Origin of the sequence: Paracoccus hibiscisoli (genome assembly GCF_005048265.1) — a bacterium.
Taxonomy (GTDB): domain Bacteria; phylum Pseudomonadota; class Alphaproteobacteria; order Rhodobacterales; family Rhodobacteraceae; genus Paracoccus; species Paracoccus hibiscisoli.
Map to the genome: position 1 here is coordinate 142,494 of NZ_SUNH01000005.1, position 20,696 is coordinate 163,189.

Below are 20,696 nucleotides of genomic sequence, written 5' to 3' on the forward strand. Positions count from 1 at the left end.
GACGATGCCCGGCCTTGCGCCCGGCTGGCGGATCGCTAGCCTGCGCGCCGGAACAGCATCGAGGAGGCGACGGATGGAACGCGTGACATTGGGCGGCAGCGCGGTCGAGGTCAGCCGGATCTGCCTGGGCACCATGACCTTTGGCAACCAGACCGACGAGGCCGGGGGCCACCAGCAGATGGACATGGCGCTGGAGGCCGGGATGACCTTCCTGGACTGCGCCGAGATGTATCCGGTCAACCCCGTTCGCCGCGAGACGATCGGCGTCTCGGAGGAGATCATCGGCCGCTGGCTGGCCCGCACCGGCAACCGCGACCGCGTCGAGATCGCGACCAAGATCACCGGGCCCAGCCAGATGGTCCGCGACGGCGCGCCCTTTGACGGGGCGACCGTGCGCGCGTGCATCGACGCCTCGCTGCGGCGGCTGCAGACGGACCGCATCGACCTGTATCAGCTGCACTGGCCGGTGCGCGGCTCTTATGGGTTCCGGCAGAACTGGGGCTTTGACCCCTCGGGTCAGGACAAGGCGCAGACCCTGGCGCATATGCGCGACGTGCTGGAGGCGCTCAAGGAGGCCGTGGCGGCGGGCAAGCTGCGCGCGGTGGGCCTGTCCAACGAATCGGCCTGGGGGCTGACGCGCTGGTGCGACGTGGCCGATGCGATGGACGCCCCGCGCATGGCCGCGATCCAGAACGAGTATTCGCCGCTGTACCGTCTGTACGACACCGACCTGGCCGAGGTGGCGGTGAACGAGGATGTCACCCTGCTGTCCTATTCGCCGCTGGCCGCGGGCCTGCTGACCGGCAAATACGCCGAGGGCGCGCTGCCCGAGGGCAGCCGCGCGGCGGTGGACAAGGCCACCGGCGGGCAGGGCAACCTGGGCGGGCGCAAGACCGGGCGCGGGCTGAAGGCCGCGGCCGCCTATGGCGCGCTGGCGGCCGAGCATGGCTGGGACGTGATCCACATGGCCATCGCCTGGCAGCTGACTCGGCCGTTCAAGGTCGTGCCGATCATCGGCGCCACGACGACCGACCAGCTGCGCCATCTGATCGCGGGCCTGGACCGCGACCTGCCTGACGAGCTGCGCCGCGGGATCGAGCGTCTGCACCGCGCCCATCCGCTGCCCTATTGATGTGAACCGCGTGGTCTCTATCTTGAGAGACAGGCAGACGAAGACAAGGATATGGCAATGGCAGGCGATCCCTATGCGGCCCTGGGCGTGTCGCGCGGCGCCAGCGCGGACGAGATCAAGCGGGCCTATCGGCGCATCGCCAAGACCGATCACCCGGACCTGAACCAGGACCCGGCCGCTGCGGCACGCTTTGCCGCGGCCTCGGCGGCCTATGACCTGCTCAAGGATCCCGAACAGCGCCGCCGGTTCGACGCGGGCGAGATCAACGATCAGGGCCAGGACCAGGGCCCGCGCTGGAGCGGGCGTCCCGGCGCGCAGGGCAACCCCTTCGGCCAGGGGCCGGGGCATGGCGGGGACCCCGACCTGTCGGACGTGTTCGCCGACCTGTTCGGCCAGCGCCAGACGGGCGGCCAGTCGGGCGGCCCGCGGGGCGGGTTCGGAGGCTTTGGCGGTTTCGGCGGTTTCGGGCGCGGCGCGGACATGCGGGGGCAGGATCTGCGGCTGGTGCTGCAGGTCGATTTCCTGACGGCGGCGCGCGGGGGGCGCACGCGCATCACCATGCCCCAGGGCGGATCATTGGAAGTGGCCATTCCCAAGGGCGTGCGCGAGGGCCAGGTCATCCGCCTGCGCGGCAAGGGAGAGCCGGGCCTCGGGCGCGGCGAGGCCGGCGACGCCTATCTGGAGGTTCGCGTGGGCGAGCATCCCCAGTTCCGGCGCGACGGCGACGACATCCATGTCGTGCTGCCGATCAGCCTGGACGAGGCGGTGCTGGGCGGCAAGGTCGCGGCACCGACCATCGACGGGCCGGTGAACCTGACCATTCCGCGTGGCGCCACCTCGGGTCAGCGGCTGCGGCTGCGGGGGCGGGGGATCAACGGCGGCGATCAGCATGTCGAGCTGCGCATTGCCATGCCGCCGCACGTGGACCCGGCACTGGCGGCCTTTTTCGAGGAATGGCGCCGCGAGAACGCCTATGACCCCAGGCGGGGCATGTCCGACGTTTCCTGACGGGCGGGCAGGTCCGCCATGACGCGGGCGCGGGCGGCGGGGGTCATGCGGCCCCAGGCGGCGATCTCGTCCAGGGTGCGGTGGCAGCCGAGGCACAGCCTGCTGTCGGGGTCGATGCGGCACAGCTTGATGCAGGGGCTTTGAGTCACGAGCGTCGGTCTTTTCGGGAGGGTGTCGGGGAGAGCGGGGGACGGGTCGGGCACAGCCCGACCCGGTCGCTGCCGCTGGGCCGCGCGCCGCGCTGGCGCGCGGCGGTCGTGCGGTCAGCCATGGGTGGCGATGTGGCGCAGCCGGTCCAGCGCGCCCTGCAGGATATAGCCGGCGGCGACCTGGTCGATGACCTCGGCCCGGCGCTTGCGCGAGGTGTCGCCCTCCAGCAGGGCGCGTTCGGCGGCGACCGTGGAGAGGCGTTCGTCCCAATAGGCGATGGGCAGGTCGGTCAGCCGCGTCATGTTGCGGGCAAAGGCGCGGGTGGCCTGGGCGCGCGGGCCTTCGGAGCCGTCCATGTTGCGCGGCAGGCCGAGGACGAGGCCCGCGAGGCCCCGGTCGGCGATCAGCGCCAGCAGGGCCTGCGCGTCCTGCGTGAACTTGGTCCGGCGGATCACCGTGATGGGCGAGGCCACGCTGCGCAACCCGTCGCTGATGGCCACGCCGATGGTCTTGGTGCCCAGATCCAGCCCGGCCAGGGCGCCGTGGCGGGGCAGGCTGGCTGCGAATTCGGTCATCTCTTCGTGGATCATGGGGTCAATCCGGCGCGTTCGGCGGCGGCCTCGATGGGGGCGATGGCCTCGGGGGTGGCGCCAAAGCGGTTGCGGGCCTCGGCGAGGATTCGCCGGGCGTGATCGTCGCGGTCCAGGACCGACAGCGCCGAGATCAGCCGCGCCCATTCGTCCGGCGTCCCGCCCTGGCTTGCCAGGCGGTCCTGCAGGCGGGCGACCATGTCCTCGGCCATGCGGGCCTGATCCGCGGGGGTCATGTCACGGGCGGCCTCCAGGTCCAGGGCGTCGGGGCCGGACTGGTCCGAGGGTGCGCGATAGCCGGCCTCTCCGGCCAGCCAGGCCAGTTCCTCGATGGCGGCGCGGATCGAGGGGACCCAGGGCGCATTGGCCGGCCCCTCCTCCAGCAGGAGGCGCCAGATCGGAAAGGCCAGATCGGGGCGGCCGTTCTGGATCAGCATGACGCCGCGCAGATAGCGGGCCTGGGGCTGGTCGGGGTCCAGGGTCAGGGTGCGGGCCAGCACGGCCTCGGCCTCGGGGGTGACCACACCGGCGGCGGCCTCGACCATCAGCGTGGCCAGCTGCATCAGCTGCACCGGATCGGCCTGGTCGCCCCGCAGGTCGACCAGGCGCTGCTGGGCGTCGCGTGCGGCGGTCAGGTTGCCCAGACGCATCTCGTTCGTGGCCAGCAGCGCCAGGCCCTGCTGATCCTGCGGGTTGCGGGCGACGGCGGCGCGCAGCTGGTCGATCATCGCCAGATATTCGGGGTCGGCCTGCGACAGGTCGGGCGCGGGGCGGGCGGGGGCCTGCGCCTCGGCCTCGGCCTGGGCGGGGCGGGCGCGATAGGCGGCATCGGCGGCGGCCACGCGTTCGGCCAGCGGCATGTCGGGCGCGCCGGGCACGCCCTCGCGCAGATACAGCACGACCGCCCCGGCCAGCATCAGCGCCAGGACCAGCGCGGGCACCAGCGCGCGACCGGCCCGGCCCGCAGGCCCCGCCTGGCCAAGACGGCGGTCGGCATCCAGCACCTTGCGGCCGATCTCGGCGCGCAGGCGCTGCGCATCCTCGGGGCCGATCACGCCACGTTCCAGGTCGCGCTCGACCTCGGCCAGCTGGTCGCGATAGACGCGCAGGTCGTAGGAGGCGGCAGGCGCAGGCCCGGCGCGGCCCTTGCGCAGCGGCGACAGGATGGCGAAAGCCGTGATCGCGGTCAGACCCGCAGCCAGTATCCAGAACATGCGTCACCTCCAGTTGGCCCGTTCCTATCGCGGATGGCCGCCGACCGAAAGCGCGCGCCGTCATCGCGGGCTGGAACAGGCCCGCCGGATTGTCGCATGTCGCATTTCGCCGCGATCTGCCGCAAGCCGCCTTGAGGGTTCGGCCCCGCCCCGCCATGGTGCCAGCAACCCACCCCCTGAGAGGCCCCATGCCCGACACCCCCCGCGCCGGCCGCTATTCCGTCTTTGCCATCGCCCGAGAGGCGCTGCGTCAGCATACCGGCTGGAAACGGGCCTGGGCCAGCCCCGAGCCCAAGGCCCGCTACAAGGTCATTGTCGTGGGTGCGGGCGGGCACGGTCTGGCCACGGCCTATTACCTGGGCAAGAACTTCGGCATCACCGATGTTGCGGTCATCGAAAAGGGCTGGCTGGGTGGCGGCAACACGGGGCGCAACACCACGATCATCCGGTCGAACTATCTGCAGGACCCGTCGGCGGCGCTGTATGAAAAGGCGCGCAGCCTGTACGAAAATCTGTCGCAGGACCTGAACTACAACATCATGTTCAGTCCGCGCGGTCTGATCATGCTGGCCCAGACCGAACACGAGATCCGCGGCTACAAGCGCACCGTCTATGCCAACAACCTGCAGGGCGTCGCCACCGAATGGCTGGACCCCCAGCAGCTTAAGGCCAAGGTGCCGATCATCAACCTGGACGGGCCGCGCTATCCGGTGCTGGGGGGCCTGTATCAGGCCCGCGGCGGCACGGCGCGCCATGACGCGGTGGCCTGGGGCTATGCCCGGGCCTGTTCCGACATGGGCATGCACATCATCCAGAACTGCGAGGTGACGGGGGTCGAGACCGAGGCCGGACAGGTCCGCGCCGTCAACACCTCCAAGGGCCGCATCGGCTGCGACAAGCTGGCGATCGTGGTCGCGGGCCATTCCAGCCAGCTGGCCGAGATGGCCGGGTTCCGCCTGCCCATCGAATCCGTCGCCTTGCAGGCCCTGGTCAGCGAACCGATCAAGCCCTGCATGGACGTTGTGGTGATGGCCAACACGGTCCACGGCTACATGTCGCAATCCGACAAGGGAGAGATGGTGATCGGCGGCGGCACCGACGGGTTCAACAACTTCACCCAACGGGGGTCCTGGCAGCATGTCGAGGAAACCGTCCGCGCCCTGATCGAGACCTTCCCGATGATCAGCCGCCTGAAAATGCTGCGCCAGTGGGGCGGCATCGTCGACATGACCGGGGATCGGTCGCCCATTCTGTCCACCACGCCGGTGGGTGGCATCTTCGTCAACTGCGGATGGGGCACGGGCGGGTTCAAGGCGATCCCCGGATCGGGCTGGGCCATGGCCGAACTGGTCGCCAAGGGCACGCCCGGCCCGCTGGCCGCCGATTTCGGGCTGAACCGCTTCCGAGAGGGTCGGTTCATCGACGAATCGGTCGCCGCCGGCGTCGCGCACTGACCGGGGGGGCGCGGGAATGTCCTTTTCGAACGGAACCTTGGGGGCGGCGTGCGACTTTGTCAGGCATGACAGGTTCGACCGAAAGGGTTCATCATGGCTGACCGCAACAACAATGGTCTCTACTTCATCGTCGGCGGCATCGTTGTCGTCGTCGCGCTGCTGTTCTTCTTCATGTCGGGCAGCGATACCGGCGTGGCCACGACCGATCCGGTCGCAGGCGACACCACGACCATCAATGTCGACACCCCCGACGCCGATCCCGCACCCGCAGCGCCCCCCGTCACGGTCGAGACCGACAGCCCCCCGGCCGTCGAATCGCCTGCCGAACCGGCCGCGCCCGCTCCGGCCAACTGACGGCCCGACGCGCGCGCAGCCCCTGGCCGCGTGCGCTGCAACGGGGGTCCGGGGGCAGTCAGCCCCCGGCCATCGTCCGACAGCATGTCGGACAGACGGCACCGCCGGCTTGCGCCGCTGCGGTGCCTTTTCGCATCCGCAACTCTCGCACCCCAAGGAAGCCCGATGCTGATCCTGACCTGTCCCTATTGCGGTGTGAACGCCGAGGAAACCGAGCTGCATCCCGGAGGAGAGGCGCATCTGGCCCGCATCGGCCCGAACGGCACCGACGACGAGTTCGAGGCCTATCTGTTCGCCCGCAAGAACGCCAAGGGCGTGCATTTCGAACGCTGGCGCCATGCCTATGGCTGCGGCAAGTGGTTCCTGGCCGCGCGCTGCACCGCAACGCTGCAGGTGTTCGGCACCTACCGGGCGCAGACGCCCCACCCGCCTGCCGACATCGTGGAGGCGATCCGCAAGGCCCGCCCCGACTGGACACCCGACTGGACCCCCGCCGAAGGCACCGCCGAATGACCCACACGCCCCCCTTCCGCCTGCCCGCCGGTGGCCGCCGCATCGACCGTGCCTGGCAGGTCCCGTTCCGCTTTGACGGCCGCCACCTGCGCGGCCTGACCGGCGACACCATCGCCTCGGCGCTCTTGGCCAACGGCCAGATGCTGATGGGCCGGTCCTTCAAGTATCACCGCCCGCGCGGCCCGATGGCCTCCGGCTCCGAGGAGCCGAACGCCCTCCTTGGCCTGGGCCAGGGCGGCCGGTTCGAGCCGAACCAGCGCGCCACCACGACGCCCCTGACCCATGGCATGATCACCCGCAGCCAGAACTGCTGGCCCAGCCTGGAGGCCGATATCGGCGCCATCAACAACTGGCTGTCGCCGGTCTTTCCTGCGGGTTTCTACTACAAGACCTTCATCCATCCGCGCCCCTTCTGGAAGCATGTGTTCGAACCCATCATCCGCCGCAGCGCGGGTCTGGGCCGGGCGCCGACCGATCCCGATCCCGACCGCTATGAACAGGCCTACGCCTTTGCCGACACGGTCGTGGTCGGCGGCGGCATCGCGGGCCTGACCGCCGCGCGCGAGGCGGCCGATGCGGGCGGCACCGTGCTGGTCCTGGAACAGGACGGGCATTGGGGCGGGCGCACGCCCACCGACCATGACGGCGGACAGGCGGCGATCGACGCGGCTCTGGCCGACCTGCGGGGCCGCAAGGGTGTGACCCTGCGCCGCAACACCATGGCCACGGGCCTCTACGATCACGGCTATCTGATCGCGCGGGAATCGCTGGCCGATCACGACCCGAACCAGGGCATCCCCCGCCAGCGCCTGTGGCGCATCCGGGCGGGCCGGGTGATCGCCGCGACGGGCGCATTGGAACGCCCGCTGTCCTTTGCCTGTAACGACGTGCCCGGCGTGATGCTGGCCAGTGCGGTTCGCGACTTCATCGCCGATTTCGGCGTGGCGCCGGGTCGGCGCATCGTGGTCGTCACGAACAATGACGACGCCTATCGCACCGCCCTGACCGCCCATGCCGCGGGGCTGGAGGTGCCGGCCATCATCGACGCGCGGCCCCTGGCCGACGGGGCGCTGCCGCAGGCCGCGCGGGACGCGGGCATCACCGTGCTGACCGGCACCGCCATCGCGAAGGTGAAGGGCGCCAAGCATGTCGAGGGCGTGGTGCTGTGCAGCCATCAGGGCGACGGCCGCCCCACGCAGACCATCGACTGCGATGTGGTGGCGATGTCGGGCGGCTGGTCGCCGGTCGTGCACCTGTATTCCCATTGCGGCGGCAAGCTGATCTGGGATGAGGGTCAGTCGATGTTCCGCCCCGACCCCGACCGCCCGCCCTTGGGCGCGGACGGGCAGGGCAACGTGACCGTCGCGGGCGCCGCCAATGGCGATCTGCGCTGCGCCGGCGATCTGGAACACCCCGAGGCCCCGACCATGCCCGTCTGGGTCATGCCCGCCCGCGCGCCCTACACGCTGCGGGCCAAGATGTGGCTGGATTTCCAGAACGACGTGAAGGTCACCGATGTCGAACTGGCCGCCCAGGAGGGCTATGCCAGCGTCGAGCATACCAAACGCTATACCACCCTGGGCATGGCGACCGATCAGGGCAAGCTGTCCAACATCAACGGGTTGGCGGTCCTGTCCAACGCGCTGAACCAGCCCATCCAGGCGACCGGCACCACGACCTTCCGCCCGCCCTATACGCCGCTGACCCTGGCCACCATCGCGGCCGAGGCCAAGGACGACGCGTTCCAGCCCCTGCGCAAGACGCCGATCCATGCCTGGCACGAAACCCACGGCGCCAGCTGGGAGCCTGTGGGCCACTGGCGCCGCCCCTATGCCTATCCCCGCGCGGGAGAGGACCGCCACACCGCCGTCCACCGGGAGATCCTGGCGGTGCGTGCGGGCGTCGGCACGCTGGACGCCTCGACCTTGGGCAAGATCATCGTCAAGGGACCGGATGCGGGGCGGTTCCTGGACATGCTGTATACCAACATGATGTCCACGCTGCCGGTCGGCAAATGCCGCTATGGCCTGATGTGCAACGAGAACGGGTTCCTGATGGATGACGGCGTGGTCGCGCGCCTGTCGGACGACACCTGGCTGTGCCACACCACCACCGGCGGCGCGGACCGCATCCATGGCCACATGGAGGATTGGCTGCAATGCGAATGGTGGGACTGGAAGGTCTATACCGCCAACCTGACCGAGCAGTTCGCCCAGATCGCCGTCGCCGGACCCAAGGCCCGCGACGTGCTGGAGCGTCTGTCCGGCACGATCGACCTGTCGGCCGAGGCGCTGCCCTTCATGCAATGGGCCGAAGGGGAGCTGGCGGGCATTCCCGCGCGCGTCTTCCGCATCAGCTTTTCGGGCGAGCTCAGCTATGAGATCGCCGTGCCCGCCAATCGCGGCCTGGAGCTGTGGGAGGCGCTGCACCTGGCCGGGGCCGATCTGGGCATCACCCCCTATGGGACCGAGGCGATGCATGTCATGCGCGCCGAAAAGGGCTTCATCATGATCGGGGACGAGACCGACGGCACCATCATCCCGCAGGATCTGGGGCTGGACTGGGCGATCTCGAAGAAAAAGGCCGACTATATCGGCAAGCGCGCCCAACGCCGCAGCCACATGACCGATGGCACCCGCTGGAAACTGGTGGGCCTTGAGAGCCTGTCGGACAAGGTCATTCCCGACGGCGCCTATGCGGTGGCCGAGGGGGTGAACGGCAACGGCCAGCGCAAGACCCAAGGCCGCGTCACCTCCAGCTATCATTCGCCGACCCTGGGCAAGCCCATCGCGATGGGGCTGGTGCGGCACGGACCGTCGCGCATGGGGCAGGTGCTGGATTTCCCGATGCCCGACGGCACGGTGATGCAGGCGCGGATCGTCGATCCGGTCTTCTACGACAAGGAAGGAAGCCGTCAGAATGGCTGAAGCGCTGGCTACCATCACCCGCGTCGCGGGGCTGGGCATGATCACCCTCCGTGCCGACCTGGACCGCGCCGGTGATGCCCTGGCCGAGGCCGCGGGCCTGGCCATCCCCGACACCACCGGCGCCACCACCGATGGCAGCCGCACCCTGGCCTGGATGTCCCCCGACGAGCTGCTGCTGATCCTGCCGCAGGCGGAGCTGGCGCAGGCGCTGGACGACCTGACGCAGGCGCTGATGGGCGAACACGGGCTGGTGGCCGATGTGTCGGATGCCCGCGCGGTCTTCGACGTGATCGGCGCGGGGGCCGCGGATGTGGTCGCCAAGCTGGCGCCGGTCGATGCCGCCGCCATGCCCCAGGGTCATCTGCGCCGCACGCGCATGGCGCAGACGGCGGCGGCGATCTGGCGGGTGGATGGCGGGTTCCGGGTCATCGGGTTCCGGTCGACCGCCGATTACCTGGCGCTGATCCTGACCAATGCGGCCATCCCCGGCAGCGGGCTGGCACCCCGCTAGCGTCACGGGGACGCGGGCGGGCTGGAACCCCCGCCCGCCCCTTGCGTTGGTCCCCCGAATGCGCGACCTTTCGCGCCGAGCCGACCAACCGTTTCGAAAGGACCGCAAAATGGCCTTCACCCTTCCCGATCTTCCCTATTCGCACGACGCCCTGGAAGCCGCCGGCATGTCGCGCGAGACGCTGGAATACCACCACGACAAGCACCACAACGCCTATGTCACCAAGCTGAACGAGCTGGTGGCCGGGACCGAATGGGACGGCAAGTCGCTGGAGGATATCGTCAAGGGCACCTATCAGAAGGGTGCCGTGGCGCAGAACGGCATCTTCAACAATGCCAGCCAGCATTGGAACCACGCCCAGTTCTGGGAGATGATGGGCCCCAACAGCCACGCCATGCCCTCCGAATTGGAAGCGGCGATCAAGGACAGCTTTGGTTCGGTCGACGACTTCAAGAAAAAGTTCACCGAGGCTGGCGTCGGCCAGTTCGGGTCGGGCTGGGCCTGGCTGGTCAAGAACGCCGATGGCGGGCTTGAGGTGACCAAGACCGAAAACGGCGTGAACCCGCTGTGCTTCGGTCAGACCGCCCTGCTGGGCTGCGATGTGTGGGAGCACAGCTATTACATCGACTTCCGCAATGCGCGCCCGAAATACCTGGAGAACTTCTTGGACAAGCTGGTGAACTGGGAGAACGTGGCCTCGCGCCTCTGACCCCTGCTGCCATCGCGACCGAAGGCCCGTCCCGCAGGGGGCGGGCCTTTCGCGTGGGCCCTGCGCCGGCATTGGCATTTCCCCGCGCGCCGGTATAAGACCACGGGAACGCAAGACAGATCGGGCAGGGCGGGCATGGCCAACCAGAACGACACCTTCATCGACGAGGTCACCGAGGAACTGCGCCGCGACCGGCTGTATGGCCTGATGCGGCGCTATGGCTGGATCGTGATCCTGCTGGTGGTCGCGGTCGTAGGCTATACCGCCTGGCGCGAATACGACCGCGCCCAGGACCGGGCCGCGGCCCAGGCCTGGGGCGACGCGGTCCTGACGGCCGAGGCCGGGGGCGACCCCGCCGCGATCCTGGCGGTCGATCCGCAAGGATCGGCGGGCCGCCAGGCGCTGTCCGGCCTGCTGGCCGCGGGTGCCCAGCAGGACGCGGATGCCGCGGCCCAGGCCCTGCGCGACGTGGCCGCCGCCCAGCCCGACACCGTGTTGGGAGAGCTGGCCCAGCTGAAGCTGGTGATGCTGCAGGGCCAGCAGATGGACGTGGTCGAACGCGACGCGATGCTGACGCGCCTGTCGCGCGCCGGCGCCCCGTTCGAGCTGCTGGCACTGGAGCAGAAGGCCGTGGCGCTGATCGGCGCGGGGCGGCCCGACGACGCGATCACGCTGATCCGCCAGATCCAGGACAAGGACGGCCTGACCGAGGCCTTGCGCCGTCGCCTGTCCGAGATGATGATCGCCCTGGGCACCGAGCCCGAACCCATCGAATAACGGCCGCCCGCGCGGCCAAGACGGATTGCTTGAGGGATAGACAGGGATGACCGCCATGCTGCGACTGACCTTGGCGATGGCCGCCGGACTGGGACTGGCGGGCTGCGCCGACCGCGACATCATCCTGCCCGGAGAGCGTCTGGACCCGATGGCGGTCACCTCGCCCGACGGGCCTGCGGTCCAGGGCGCGCCCGGCGTCAGCAGCACCGCCCTGTCGCTGGCGGCCCCGGTCACCAATGGCGAATGGACCCATCGCGGCGGCAATGCGGCCCATGCGCCCGGCCATGTGGCCCTGGGCACCGCCAGCCAGCGACTGTGGTCCGCGCCCATCGGCCAAGGCGACACCCGGCGCCACCGCATCACCGCCGATCCGATCGTCGCGGGCGGGCGCATCTTTACCCTGGACAGCCGCGCCCGCGTCACCGCCACGGCACTGAACGGCGCCCGCGCCTGGTCCACCGACGTGACGCCCGCGCTGGAGAACCCCGACAGCGCCTCGGGCGGCGGGCTGGCGCATGAGGGCGGGCGCGTCTTCGTCACCACCGGCTTTGGCGAACTGGTCGCGCTGGACGCGGCCAGCGGCGGCGTGCTGTGGCGCCAGCGGGTCAATGCCGCGATCGGCGGCGGCCCTGCGGTGCAGGACGGCGTCGTCTATGTGGCCGGGCGCAATTCCGTGGGCTGGGCGGTGCGCGCCAGCGACGGGCGCGTGCTGTGGCAGACCTCGGGGACGGGCTCTGGCTCGGGCGTGATGGGCGTGTCGGTGCCGGCGGTTCAGGGCGGCACGGTGGTCTTTCCCTTCTCGTCGGGGCAGATGCTGGCGGTGGATCGCCAGTCCGGCCTGACCAACTGGACCGCGCAGATCGCGGGCACCCGTCCCGGCCGCGCCATCGCGGTGATCCGCGACGTGACCGGCGATCCGGTGATCGCGGGCGGCCGCGTCTATGCCGGGACGTCGTCGGGGCGCATCGCCGCCGTTGATCTGGCCAGCGGGCTGGAGGACTGGTCCGCGCGCGAAGGGGCGAACAGCCCCGTCGTCGTGGCGGGCGGGTCTGTCTTTGCGGTGAACGACCAGGCGCAGCTGGTGCGGCTGGATGCGGCCACCGGCGGAGTGATCTGGCGGCAGGCGCTGCCCTATTTCACGACCGAGCGGGTGCGGCGTCAGGATGCCATCCACGCGCATTACGGCCCGGTGCTGGCGGGGGGACGGTTGCATGTCACTTCCAGTGATGGCATGTTGCGCAGCTTCGATCCCGCCTCCGGCGCGCTGGTCGGTCAGGTGGCGATCCCCGGTGGGGCGGCATCGGCCCCGGTGGTTGCCGGTCAAACCCTTTACGTCGTTGCGCGCAACGGCCAGTTGCATGCGTTGAGATGACATTCACACTCGCCATCGTCGGGCGGCCCAATGTGGGCAAGTCCACCCTGTTCAACCGACTTGTCGGGAAAAAGCTGGCCTTGGTCGATGACCAGCCCGGCGTGACCCGCGACATCCGCGAGGGCGCGGGCCGCCTTGGCGACCTGCGTTTCGTCGTGATCGACAGCGCCGGCCTCGAAATGGCCGAGGATGACAGCCTGCAGGGCCGCATGCGGCGCTTGACCGAACGCGCGGTCGATGAGGCCGACATCTGCTTGTTCGTGGTCGATGCCCGCATCGGCATCACCGCCGCCGACGAATATTTCGCCGAGATCCTGCGCAGGCGTGCGAAACACGTCATAGTCGCCGCCAACAAGTCCGAAGGCCGCGCCGGGGAATCGGGCGCGATGGAGGCCTATGCCCTGGGCCTGGGCGAGCCGCTGCGCATTTCGGCCGAGCATGGCGAGGGGATGGACGATCTGTATCGCGTCCTGATGCCCTTGGCCGACCAGCTGGAGGCCGAGCGTCCCGCCCCCATCGAGGCCGTGACCGACCTGGACCTGTCCGAGGAGGACGCCGAATCTGGCGCAGGCTCCGAGGAGTGGCGCCCGTCCGAGGCGCGCCCGCTGCAGATGGCCGTGATCGGTCGCCCGAACGCGGGCAAATCGACGCTGATCAACAAGATCCTGGGCCAGGACCGCCTGCTGACCGGCCCCGAGGCCGGGATCACCCGCGATTCGATCAGCGTGACCACGAATTTCATGGGCACGCCCATGCGCATCTTTGACACGGCAGGCATGCGCAAGCGCGCCCGCGTGACCGAAAAGCTGGAAAAACTGTCGGTCGCGGACGGGCTGCGCGCCGTGCGCTTTGCCGAGGTCGTGGTCGTGCTGCTGGACGTCGAGATCCCCTTCGAGACGCAGGACCTGCGCATCGCCGATTTCGCCGAGACCGAGGGCCGCGCCGTCGTCATCGCCGTGAACAAGTGGGATACCGAGGACGACAAGTCCCACAAGCTGAACGAGATGCGCGCCAGCTTCGAAAAGCTGCTGCCGCAGCTGCGCGGCGCGCCGCTGGTCACCGTGTCGGCCAAGACCGGCAAGGGGCTGGACCGGCTGCACAATGCCGTCATCAAGGCGCATGAGGTCTGGAACCGCCGCGTGCCGACCGCCCGCCTGAACCAGTGGCTGGGCGCGATGACCGAAAGCCACCCGCCCCCGGCACCCGGTGGCCGCCGCATCCGCCTGCGCTATATGACGCAGGTCAAGACGCGTCCGCCTGCCTTCATCGTGAAATCGACCCATACCGACCAGATCCCCACCAGCTATCAGCGGTATCTGATCAACGGGCTGCGGACCGATTTCGACATGCCGGGCACGCCGATCCGGCTGTTCTTCCGCGATCAGGGCGGGGAAAACCCGTTCAAGGCCAAGGCCACCAAGATCGTGCAGTCGGGCGCCCTGTCCAAGCACAAGAACCGCCAGAAGCCCAAGGGCAACTAACTGGCGGCACGCACCAGAACCGACGCCATGGCCGAGATCCCCAGGATCGCGGCCAGGGCGATCATCGGATCGGTCCCCATGGTCGAGATGGCCAGCCCGCAGAACGCCCAGATCAGCGCCGCCGAATAGCCGATGCTGGGTCCGATCCAAAGCTGGGCGGCCATGCCGACGGCGGCTGCGGGCAGGATGGCGATGACGGGAATGACATGGCCCGGCAGGCCCAATTGGGTCGAGGCCAGTTGCGCCAGCGCGGCGGATGCCACCGCCGTGGCCCAGCCCGCGAAAAATCCGATGGCCGGGCGATGTCGCCCCGCCGCACGCCGCGCGCCCATGATCATCAGCCCCGCGCCGGCCCCCGCGACCACGGTCAGCACCGCCGGATGGCCCGACAGGCCCGGCCACAGCGCCGCCCCGCCCACGGCCACCACGATCAGCGGCCAGACGCGCGGGCGCCCGTCACGCAGCGCGTTGGAATCGGTGGGGTCGATCCATTGCCCGACCGCATCCAGCAGCACCATCGCCCAGATCGCGATCAACAGCGCCCACATCAGCGGATTGTCCGGGTCCAGATAGAACGAGGGAATCGGCACCTGCGGCATCACCGGCAGGGGCAGCAGCGGCCCCGCCAGATGCGCGGAATCGGTGACCACCGCGCGCGGCGCAAACAGCGCGTGCCGCAACCCGGCGATCACGAAGATCGCCGCCGTCACCAGATGCAGGAGTGAACCGTTCCGTGTCATGCGGGCCAACGCGCGCCGGGGTCCGGCAGTTTCGCATGGCCCGCAATCGCGTCAGTCCAGCGCGCCTTCCGCCGTCAGCCGGGTCGCGCCGCCCAGATAGCGGTGCAGCACCGCAGGCAGGGTGACCGAGCCGTCAGCCTGCTGGCCGTTCTCCAGCACCGCGATCAGCGCGCGGCCCACCGCCAGGCCCGATCCGTTCAGCGTGTGCACGAATTCCGGCTTGCCGCCGCCCGTCGGGCGATAGCGCGCGTTCATCCGCCGCCCCTGATAATCGCCGCAATAGCTGACGCTGCTGATCTCGCGATAGCGGTTCTGGCCGGGCAGCCAGACCTCCAGATCATGGGTGATCCGCGCGCCCGCGCCCATGTCGCCGGTGCACAGCACAATCGTGCGATACGGCAGCTCCAGCGCCTCGAGGACGGCCTCGGCGCAGCGGGTCATGCGGTCATGTTCGGCAAGGCCCGTCTCGGCATCGGTGATGGACACCATCTCGACCTTTTCGAACTGGTGCTGGCGCAGCATGCCGGTGGTGTCGCGCCCCGCGCTGCCCGCCTCGGATCGGAAGCACTGGCTGTGCGCGACCATGCGGCGGGGCAGGGCTGTCTGATCCAGCAGGTCGCCATGCACGGTGTTGGTCAGCGTGACCTCGGCGGTGGGGATCAGCCAATATCCCTCGCGGGTCTTGTAGCTGTCCTCGCCGAACTTGGGCAGCTGGCCGGTGCCCAGCATCATGTCCTCCAGGACCAGGACCGGGGTCCAAGTCTCCTCCAGACCGTGTTGGTCGACATGCAGGTCCAGCATGAACTGCGCCAGCGCGCGGTGGATGCGCGCCACCGCGCCCTTCAGCACGACAAAGCGGCTGCCGGACAGTTTCGCGCCGGTCTGGAAATCCATGCCGGGGATGACGCCCGCGATCTCGAAATGCTCGCGCGGGGTGAAATCGGGCGTGGCAGGGGTGCCCCACCGGCGCAGCTCGACATTGTCATCCTCGTCGCGGCCATCGGGCACCTGCGGCAGCGGCAGGTTCGGGATGCCCAGCAGCAGATCGCGCAGCTGGCCGTCCAGATCGGCGGCCTCGGCCTGCTGGCGGGCGATGTCGGCCTTGGTCTGGGCTACCAACGCGCGCAGACGCTCGAACTCGGCATCGTCGCCGCGGGCCTTGGCGGCGCCCACGTCCTTGCTGGCCTTGTTCTGGGCGGCCTGCGCGGTCTCGGCGGCGGCGATGCGCGCGCGGCGCGCCTCGTCCAGCGACAGGATCTGGGCGGTCAGGCCGGTCAGCCCGCGCCGGTTCAGCGCAGCCTCGAAGGCGTCGGGATTGTCACGGATCGCACGGATGTCATGCATGGCGGCACCTTCGCGGGTCAATTGGGTCACGACTGCCTAGCGCAACCGCGCGGCAGGCAAAAGCCCAAGCGCCACCCTCAGGCCGCGCAGAACAGCCGATACATCAGTGCCACGACCTGGGCCGCGCGGGGGTCGGACACGGAATACAGCCGCGTCTTGCCCTCGCGGCGGCAATCGACCAGCCCCTCGGCCCGCAACCGGGCCAGCTGCTGGCTGACGGCAGCCTGCCGCTGGCCCAGCAGGGCCTCCAGCTCGGACACGGTGCGCTCTCCGCCCGACAGGTGGCACAGGATCATCAGCCGCCCCTCATGGGCCAGGGCCTTCATCAGGGCGCTGGCCTCGGTCACGCTGGCCTGCATGTCGGCGGCGGTGGGCTGATCGGGCGCGGTCATCAGGATGCCCCCGGCAAGGCCAGGCCGGCCTCGCGCATCATCGCCTCCAGCACCGGGTGGAAATGCCGGGCACCGACATAGCCCTCGACCCGGCCCCGTTCGAACCCGTCCGACAGCAGAACGAAGGTGGGCGTGATCCACGGCCTGCGATCCAGCGCCAGCCCGTCGGGATAGGGGCCGTCGACATCGACATGGATCATCGGTGCCGCCCGCCCGGCGCGCGATGCGGCATAGCCAGGCCCGATCTGGGCGTGCCAGGCGCGGCAATGATGGCAGGCAGGCGATTCGACCATCATCAGCCGCCAGCCCGGGGGCGGGGCTGCGCGTCCCGAAACCGGCAGGACCGCGACGGCCGCGCCCAGCAGGATCGCGCGGCGGGACAAAAGCCGGGATGGGGTGGGCATGGGCGGACCTTTGGTTGCACGCTTCACAGTTAGGCAGGCGGCCTGTCGGGCACAAGCCCGACGGGCTTGCCCCCCGGCGGGCGCTGGTCCACTGTTTGGCGCAAAGCGGGGCGTGCGTAGGGCTGCGATGACGGACGATCTTCTGACACCTTTGCTGCAGGGCGACCGCCGTGCCCTGTCGCGGGCCATCACGCTGGTCGAATCGACCCGCCCCGATCACCGCGACCGGGCGCAGGCGCTGATCGCCGCGCTGCCCGATGGCGGGGCGCTGCGCATCGGGTTGTCGGGGACGCCGGGGGTCGGTAAATCGACCTTCATCGAGGCGTTCGGCACGCGCCTGACCGCCCAGGGGCTGCGGGTGGCGGTGCTGGCGGTGGACCCCTCCTCGACCCGGTCGGGGGGCTCGATCCTGGGGGACAAGACGCGGATGGAGCTGTTGTCGCGCAACCCGCGCGCCTTCATCCGGCCCAGCCCCTCCAGCGCGCATCTGGGCGGCGTCGCCCGCCGCACCCGCGAGGCGATCCGCCTGTGCGAGGCCGCGGGCCATGACATCGTCCTGATCGAGACCGTGGGCGTGGGCCAGTCGGAAACCCTGGTCGCCCAGATGTCGGACCTGTTCATCCTGCTGCTGGCACCTGCGGGCGGCGACGAATTGCAGGGCGTCAAGCGCGGCATCATGGAGATGGCCGACCTGATCCTGGTCAACAAGGCCGATGGCGACCTGCTGGCCCCCGCCCGCCGCACGGTCGCCGATTACGCGGGCGCGCTGCGCCTGCTGCGCAAGCGGGCGCAGGACCCCGAGGGCTTTCCCAAGGCGATGCCGGTCAGCGCCACGACCGGCGCGGGCCTGGAGGAGGCCTGGACCCAGATGCACGATCTGACCGCCTGGCGGCGCGATCACGGCCATTTCGACCGCATCCGCGCCGAACAGGCCCGCGACTGGTTCATGGCCGAATTGCGCGGCGGTCTGCTTGCGCAGCTTGATGCGCCCGCCGCGCGCCGGCGCATCGCCGATCTGGGCACCCGCGTGGCCCAGGGCGGCCTGCCCCCGGTCGAGGCCGCGCGCCAGATGCTGGACTGGCTGCGCGCGCCGCGATGAGATGCCCGAAACGGCACCCCATGCCATCCGCGAATCGGCTATGACCGGTCGGGCTGGACAGGAGGGAGCGATGCCCGATCACGATACGCTTTATGCAGCGCTGCTGGCGCGCGATCCGCGGTTCGAGGGGCGGGCGCTGGTCGGCGTCACCTCGACCGGGATCTTCTGTCGCCTGACGTGTCCTGCGCGCAAGCCGCGCGCCGACAACTGCCGCTGGTTCGCGGATGCCGATGCCGCGCGGGCCGCAGGCTTCCGTCCCTGCCTGCGCTGCCACCCCGAGGGACGCCTGCCGCCGCTGGTCGCCACGCTGGAGGCGGCGCTGGCCGCCGACCCCGCCCGCCGCTGGTCCGAGGGCGATCTGCGCGCTTTGGGCCATGACCCCTCGACCGTACGGCGGCTGTTCCTGCGCCATCGCGGCACCAGTTTCCTGACCTTGGCCCGGGCCGCCCGTTTGCGCCAGGGCCTGGCCGCATTGACGAAAGGAAGTGCCATGATCGACGCACAGCTGGAGGCCGGGTTCGATTCGGCCTCGGGGTTCCGCACGGCCTTTGCGCGGCTGTTCGGCCACCCGCCGCACCGGATGCAGGGGGCGGCTGACCTGCGCGCGGACTGGATCGACACGCCCCTGGGCGGCATGATCGCCATCGCCGACGATAATGCGCTGCACCTGCTGGAATTCACCGACCGCAAGGCGCTGCCCCAGGGGCTGCGGCGGCTGTCGGTCCTGGCGGGCGGGCGCATCGGGCTGGGCCGCAGCGCCGTCACCGACCGCACCGAGGCCGCGCTGCAGGCGTTCTTTGCCGGGCGCTGCGGGCGCCTGGACGTGCCGGTGGCGCTGCGCGGCACGCCGTTCCAGGTCCGCGTCTGGCAGGAATTGCAGGCGATTGCGCCCGGCGCCACGCGCAGCTATGCCCAGCTGGCGGCGGCCATCGGGCGGCCCACGGCGATGCGCGCGGTGGCCGCGGCCAATGGCGCGAACCGGCTGGCGCTGGTCGTGCCCTGCCACCGGGTCATCGGATCGGATGGCAGCATGACCGGATATGCGGGCGGTCTGTGGCGCAAGGAACGCCTGATCGCGCTGGAACGCGGCTATGGAATCGCCTGATCAGGCTTGACGGCGACCCCCTCATGCGGTAGCCACCCGCGAACGGAATTCCGGGCGCTGCCTCGCGGCGCCCTTTCACATTGGGACGGACCCCCCGCCCGCACAGCTGAGACGAAGGAACACACCATGTCGCGCGTCTGCGAACTGACCGGCAAAGGCCCGATGAGCGGTAACAATGTCAGCCATGCCAACAACAAGACCCGTCGCCGGTTTCTGCCGAACCTGAACGAGGTCACGCTGCTGTCCGAAAAGCTGGGTCGCGGCTATTCGCTGCGCATCTCGGCCGCGGCGCTGCGTTCGGTCGATCACCGTGGCGGCCTGGACGCCTTCCTGGCGAAGGCCAAGGACACCGAGCTGTCCGACCGCGCCCAGAAGATCAAGCGCGAGCTGGTCAAGGCCGAATCGGCTGCCGCCACCGCCTGATCGCACGGCATCTGATCGGACACTGCATCGCCCCGCCCCTTCCGGCGGGGCTTTTGCATGGGCGGCTGCCCCGTGCCGCTGCCGCTGATGCGGCCGATTGTCTGCTGACCCCGCCCCGCCGACCGGTTAGAGTGCGCGCCATGTTCCGACCCGTGCCCCTGATCCTGATCCTGGCCGTGATGCTGACCAGCATCGGGCTGGGCGCTGCGCGGGGCACGGTCCGCATGGACGACCAGATCGTCCTGTGCACCGGCCATGGTGTCATCGTCGTGCCGCGCCCCGACGGGCAGGGCGAGCGCGTGCATCTGTGCCCCGACATGGCGCTGTCGCTGATGGCGGGGCTGGCCCCCGCCGACGTGGCCCTGCCGCAGCGCGTGGCCGTGCCGCGCGCGCTGTCCCGCGATTCCGGTCCGCCCGCCACTCCGCAGGCGCGGGCGCAGGTCCGGGTGCGCGACCCCCCGCAGGGGTCGCCCGCCTGAGCCCAAGCCGACCCTATCGAAGGACCAAGACATGAAGACCCTGACCCTTGCCGCGCTTGCGGCCCTGATGCCCGTGGCCGCCCTGGCCCATGACGGCATGCACGCCAACGATGCCTATGCCCGCAGCACGAACCCGATGGTGGGTGCCGTGTTCCTGGAGCTTGAGAACCACCGCGAAGTGGATTGCACCCTGCAATCGGCGGCCTCCGACGCGGCCGAGCGGGTCGAGCTGCACACCCATCTGGAGGAGGATGGCGTGATGAAGATGACCCGGATCGAAGACGGCATTCCCGTCGCCGCCGGCCAGACCCACGCCCTGGACCGGGGCGGCGATCACATCATGATGCTGGGTCTGACCACGCCGCTGACGGATGGCGACACGGTCACGTTGACGCTGGATTTCGGCGATTGCGGCACAGAGACCGTGGAGGCGGTGGTGGATAATCAGCGCGCCGCGGACGGGCATGACCACGGCCACGCCCATGGCGCGGGCGATCACGCCGGGCACTGAAAGGCCG

General features: G+C 70.0%; 23 protein-coding genes. 16 read left to right on the forward strand and 7 right to left on the reverse strand.

The annotated features are described in order from the left end of the window. Nucleotides 1-73 precede the first annotated feature (73 nt). A complete protein-coding gene (locus tag FA740_RS03555; RefSeq protein WP_136855398.1) occupies nucleotides 74-1,132 on the forward strand; it encodes an aldo/keto reductase in 1,059 nt (352 codons plus the stop codon). 57 nt (nucleotides 1,133-1,189) lie between these two features. Beyond that, a complete protein-coding gene (locus tag FA740_RS03560) occupies nucleotides 1,190-2,140 on the forward strand; it encodes a DnaJ C-terminal domain-containing protein (protein ID WP_136855399.1) in 951 nt (316 codons plus the stop codon). Here FA740_RS03560 and FA740_RS03565 read toward each other — a convergent pair. From FA740_RS03565 to ccmI, 3 genes are all read right to left on the reverse strand, one after another. Beyond that, nucleotides 2,104-2,289: a DUF1289 domain-containing protein gene (locus tag FA740_RS03565; RefSeq protein WP_136855400.1), complete on the reverse strand. Its 186-nt coding sequence runs from the start codon at nucleotides 2,287-2,289 to the stop codon at nucleotides 2,104-2,106. The genes FA740_RS03560 and FA740_RS03565 overlap by 37 nt on opposite strands. A 114-nt stretch (nucleotides 2,290-2,403) precedes the next feature. Then, entirely contained in the window at nucleotides 2,404-2,880 is a 477-nt protein-coding gene (gene ruvX, locus FA740_RS03570; RefSeq protein ID WP_136855401.1) for a Holliday junction resolvase RuvX, read from the reverse strand. Continuing rightward, nucleotides 2,877-4,094 (reverse strand): c-type cytochrome biogenesis protein CcmI, encoded by a 1,218-nt coding sequence (gene ccmI / locus FA740_RS03575; RefSeq protein WP_136855402.1) that lies wholly within the window; start codon nucleotides 4,092-4,094, stop codon nucleotides 2,877-2,879. The genes ruvX and ccmI overlap by 4 nt, the downstream gene beginning before the upstream one ends. Nucleotides 4,095-4,282: 188 nt before the next feature. On the opposite strand from ccmI, the gene FA740_RS03580 reads away from it, so the two are divergent. The 9 genes from FA740_RS03580 (at nucleotide 4,283) to der (ending at nucleotide 14,192) form a co-directional block, all read left to right on the forward strand. Then, nucleotides 4,283-5,548 (forward strand): sarcosine oxidase subunit beta family protein, encoded by a 1,266-nt coding sequence (locus FA740_RS03580; RefSeq protein ID WP_136855403.1) that lies wholly within the window; start codon nucleotides 4,283-4,285, stop codon nucleotides 5,546-5,548. Between the two features lie 93 nt (nucleotides 5,549-5,641). Further along, the gene (locus tag FA740_RS03585; RefSeq protein WP_136855404.1) at nucleotides 5,642-5,902 is read left to right on the forward strand and encodes a hypothetical protein; all 261 of its coding nucleotides are present in this window, start codon (nucleotides 5,642-5,644) and stop codon (nucleotides 5,900-5,902) included. A gap of 165 nt (nucleotides 5,903-6,067) precedes the next feature. Continuing rightward, nucleotides 6,068-6,415 (forward strand): sarcosine oxidase subunit delta, encoded by a 348-nt coding sequence (locus FA740_RS03590; protein WP_136855405.1) that lies wholly within the window; start codon nucleotides 6,068-6,070, stop codon nucleotides 6,413-6,415. Beyond that, nucleotides 6,412-9,342: a sarcosine oxidase subunit alpha family protein gene (locus FA740_RS03595; protein ID WP_136855406.1), complete on the forward strand. Its 2,931-nt coding sequence runs from the start codon at nucleotides 6,412-6,414 to the stop codon at nucleotides 9,340-9,342. The genes FA740_RS03590 and FA740_RS03595 overlap by 4 nt, the downstream gene beginning before the upstream one ends. After that, nucleotides 9,335-9,853: a sarcosine oxidase subunit gamma gene (locus FA740_RS03600; protein ID WP_136855407.1), complete on the forward strand. Its 519-nt coding sequence runs from the start codon at nucleotides 9,335-9,337 to the stop codon at nucleotides 9,851-9,853. The genes FA740_RS03595 and FA740_RS03600 overlap by 8 nt, the downstream gene beginning before the upstream one ends. A gap of 109 nt (nucleotides 9,854-9,962) precedes the next feature. Further along, entirely contained in the window at nucleotides 9,963-10,562 is a 600-nt protein-coding gene (locus tag FA740_RS03605) for a superoxide dismutase (protein WP_136855408.1), read from the forward strand. Between the two features lie 135 nt (nucleotides 10,563-10,697). After that, the gene (locus tag FA740_RS03610) at nucleotides 10,698-11,339 is read left to right on the forward strand and encodes a tetratricopeptide repeat protein (RefSeq protein WP_136855409.1); all 642 of its coding nucleotides are present in this window, start codon (nucleotides 10,698-10,700) and stop codon (nucleotides 11,337-11,339) included. 55 nt (nucleotides 11,340-11,394) lie between these two features. Further along, a complete protein-coding gene (locus FA740_RS03615; RefSeq protein ID WP_136855410.1) occupies nucleotides 11,395-12,711 on the forward strand; it encodes an outer membrane protein assembly factor BamB family protein in 1,317 nt (438 codons plus the stop codon). Continuing rightward, entirely contained in the window at nucleotides 12,708-14,192 is a 1,485-nt protein-coding gene (gene der, locus FA740_RS03620; RefSeq protein ID WP_136855411.1) for a ribosome biogenesis GTPase Der, read from the forward strand. The genes FA740_RS03615 and der overlap by 4 nt, the downstream gene beginning before the upstream one ends. On the opposite strand, the gene FA740_RS03625 is transcribed toward der, so the two are convergent. From FA740_RS03625 to FA740_RS19880, 4 genes are all read right to left on the reverse strand, one after another. Beyond that, nucleotides 14,189-14,932 (reverse strand): hypothetical protein, encoded by a 744-nt coding sequence (locus tag FA740_RS03625; protein WP_136855412.1) that lies wholly within the window; start codon nucleotides 14,930-14,932, stop codon nucleotides 14,189-14,191. The genes der and FA740_RS03625 overlap by 4 nt on opposite strands. Before the next feature lie 51 nt (nucleotides 14,933-14,983). Next, complete coding sequence (gene serS / locus FA740_RS03630; RefSeq protein ID WP_136855413.1) at nucleotides 14,984-16,276, reverse strand: serine--tRNA ligase; 1,293 nt, start codon at nucleotides 16,274-16,276, stop codon at nucleotides 14,984-14,986. 77 nt (nucleotides 16,277-16,353) lie between these two features. Continuing rightward, complete coding sequence (locus FA740_RS03635; protein ID WP_420873129.1) at nucleotides 16,354-16,668, reverse strand: ArsR/SmtB family transcription factor; 315 nt, start codon at nucleotides 16,666-16,668, stop codon at nucleotides 16,354-16,356. Then, entirely contained in the window at nucleotides 16,668-17,072 is a 405-nt protein-coding gene (locus tag FA740_RS19880; protein ID WP_211243636.1) for a thioredoxin domain-containing protein, read from the reverse strand. The genes FA740_RS03635 and FA740_RS19880 overlap by 1 nt, the downstream gene beginning before the upstream one ends. Before the next feature lie 127 nt (nucleotides 17,073-17,199). Here FA740_RS19880 and meaB point away from each other — a divergent pair, with 127 nt between their 5' ends. The 5 genes from meaB (at nucleotide 17,200) to FA740_RS03665 (ending at nucleotide 20,689) form a co-directional block, all read left to right on the forward strand. Beyond that, nucleotides 17,200-18,171 (forward strand): methylmalonyl Co-A mutase-associated GTPase MeaB, encoded by a 972-nt coding sequence (gene meaB, locus FA740_RS03645; protein WP_136855414.1) that lies wholly within the window; start codon nucleotides 17,200-17,202, stop codon nucleotides 18,169-18,171. A 70-nt stretch (nucleotides 18,172-18,241) separates the two neighbouring features. Beyond that, nucleotides 18,242-19,276 (forward strand): bifunctional transcriptional activator/DNA repair enzyme AdaA, encoded by a 1,035-nt coding sequence (locus tag FA740_RS03650; RefSeq protein WP_136855415.1) that lies wholly within the window; start codon nucleotides 18,242-18,244, stop codon nucleotides 19,274-19,276. 126 nt (nucleotides 19,277-19,402) lie between these two features. Continuing rightward, nucleotides 19,403-19,699 carry a 50S ribosomal protein L28 gene (rpmB, locus tag FA740_RS03655; RefSeq protein ID WP_136855416.1) on the forward strand — a complete coding sequence of 99 codons (297 nt, stop codon included), beginning with the start codon at nucleotides 19,403-19,405 and terminating at the stop codon, nucleotides 19,697-19,699. A gap of 140 nt (nucleotides 19,700-19,839) precedes the next feature. Continuing rightward, nucleotides 19,840-20,178: a hypothetical protein gene (locus tag FA740_RS03660; protein ID WP_136855417.1), complete on the forward strand. Its 339-nt coding sequence runs from the start codon at nucleotides 19,840-19,842 to the stop codon at nucleotides 20,176-20,178. Between the two features lie 31 nt (nucleotides 20,179-20,209). Then, nucleotides 20,210-20,689 carry a copper chaperone PCu(A)C gene (locus FA740_RS03665; protein WP_136855418.1) on the forward strand — a complete coding sequence of 160 codons (480 nt, stop codon included), beginning with the start codon at nucleotides 20,210-20,212 and terminating at the stop codon, nucleotides 20,687-20,689. Nucleotides 20,690-20,696: the final 7 nt, after the last annotated feature.

What these genes read in the sequence shown, in the direction of transcription:
- FA740_RS03555 (WP_136855398.1), top strand. Translation starts at nt 74, where the DNA reads ATGGAACGCGTGACATTGGGCGGCAGCGCGGTCGAGGTCAGCCGGATC.
- FA740_RS03560 (WP_136855399.1), top strand. Translation starts at nt 1,190, where the DNA reads ATGGCAGGCGATCCCTATGCGGCCCTGGGCGTGTCGCGCGGCGCCAGC.
- ruvX (WP_136855401.1), bottom strand. Translation starts at nt 2,880, where the DNA reads ATGATCCACGAAGAGATGACCGAATTCGCAGCCAGCCTGCCCCGCCAC.
- ccmI (WP_136855402.1), bottom strand. Translation starts at nt 4,094, where the DNA reads ATGTTCTGGATACTGGCTGCGGGTCTGACCGCGATCACGGCTTTCGCC.
- FA740_RS03580 (WP_136855403.1), top strand. Translation starts at nt 4,283, where the DNA reads ATGCCCGACACCCCCCGCGCCGGCCGCTATTCCGTCTTTGCCATCGCC.
- FA740_RS03585 (WP_136855404.1), top strand. Translation starts at nt 5,642, where the DNA reads ATGGCTGACCGCAACAACAATGGTCTCTACTTCATCGTCGGCGGCATC.
- FA740_RS03590 (WP_136855405.1), top strand. Translation starts at nt 6,068, where the DNA reads ATGCTGATCCTGACCTGTCCCTATTGCGGTGTGAACGCCGAGGAAACC.
- FA740_RS03595 (WP_136855406.1), top strand. Translation starts at nt 6,412, where the DNA reads ATGACCCACACGCCCCCCTTCCGCCTGCCCGCCGGTGGCCGCCGCATC.
- FA740_RS03600 (WP_136855407.1), top strand. Translation starts at nt 9,335, where the DNA reads ATGGCTGAAGCGCTGGCTACCATCACCCGCGTCGCGGGGCTGGGCATG.
- FA740_RS03605 (WP_136855408.1), top strand. Translation starts at nt 9,963, where the DNA reads ATGGCCTTCACCCTTCCCGATCTTCCCTATTCGCACGACGCCCTGGAA.
- FA740_RS03610 (WP_136855409.1), top strand. Translation starts at nt 10,698, where the DNA reads ATGGCCAACCAGAACGACACCTTCATCGACGAGGTCACCGAGGAACTG.
- FA740_RS03615 (WP_136855410.1), top strand. Translation starts at nt 11,395, where the DNA reads ATGCTGCGACTGACCTTGGCGATGGCCGCCGGACTGGGACTGGCGGGC.
- der (WP_136855411.1), top strand. Translation starts at nt 12,708, where the DNA reads ATGACATTCACACTCGCCATCGTCGGGCGGCCCAATGTGGGCAAGTCC.
- FA740_RS03625 (WP_136855412.1), bottom strand. Translation starts at nt 14,932, where the DNA reads ATGACACGGAACGGTTCACTCCTGCATCTGGTGACGGCGGCGATCTTC.
- serS (WP_136855413.1), bottom strand. Translation starts at nt 16,276, where the DNA reads ATGCATGACATCCGTGCGATCCGTGACAATCCCGACGCCTTCGAGGCT.
- FA740_RS03635 (WP_420873129.1), bottom strand. Translation starts at nt 16,668, where the DNA reads ATGACCGCGCCCGATCAGCCCACCGCCGCCGACATGCAGGCCAGCGTG.
- FA740_RS19880 (WP_211243636.1), bottom strand. Translation starts at nt 17,072, where the DNA reads ATGCCCACCCCATCCCGGCTTTTGTCCCGCCGCGCGATCCTGCTGGGC.
- meaB (WP_136855414.1), top strand. Translation starts at nt 17,200, where the DNA reads ATGACGGACGATCTTCTGACACCTTTGCTGCAGGGCGACCGCCGTGCC.
- FA740_RS03650 (WP_136855415.1), top strand. Translation starts at nt 18,242, where the DNA reads ATGCCCGATCACGATACGCTTTATGCAGCGCTGCTGGCGCGCGATCCG.
- rpmB (WP_136855416.1), top strand. Translation starts at nt 19,403, where the DNA reads ATGTCGCGCGTCTGCGAACTGACCGGCAAAGGCCCGATGAGCGGTAAC.
- FA740_RS03660 (WP_136855417.1), top strand. Translation starts at nt 19,840, where the DNA reads ATGTTCCGACCCGTGCCCCTGATCCTGATCCTGGCCGTGATGCTGACC.
- FA740_RS03665 (WP_136855418.1), top strand. Translation starts at nt 20,210, where the DNA reads ATGAAGACCCTGACCCTTGCCGCGCTTGCGGCCCTGATGCCCGTGGCC.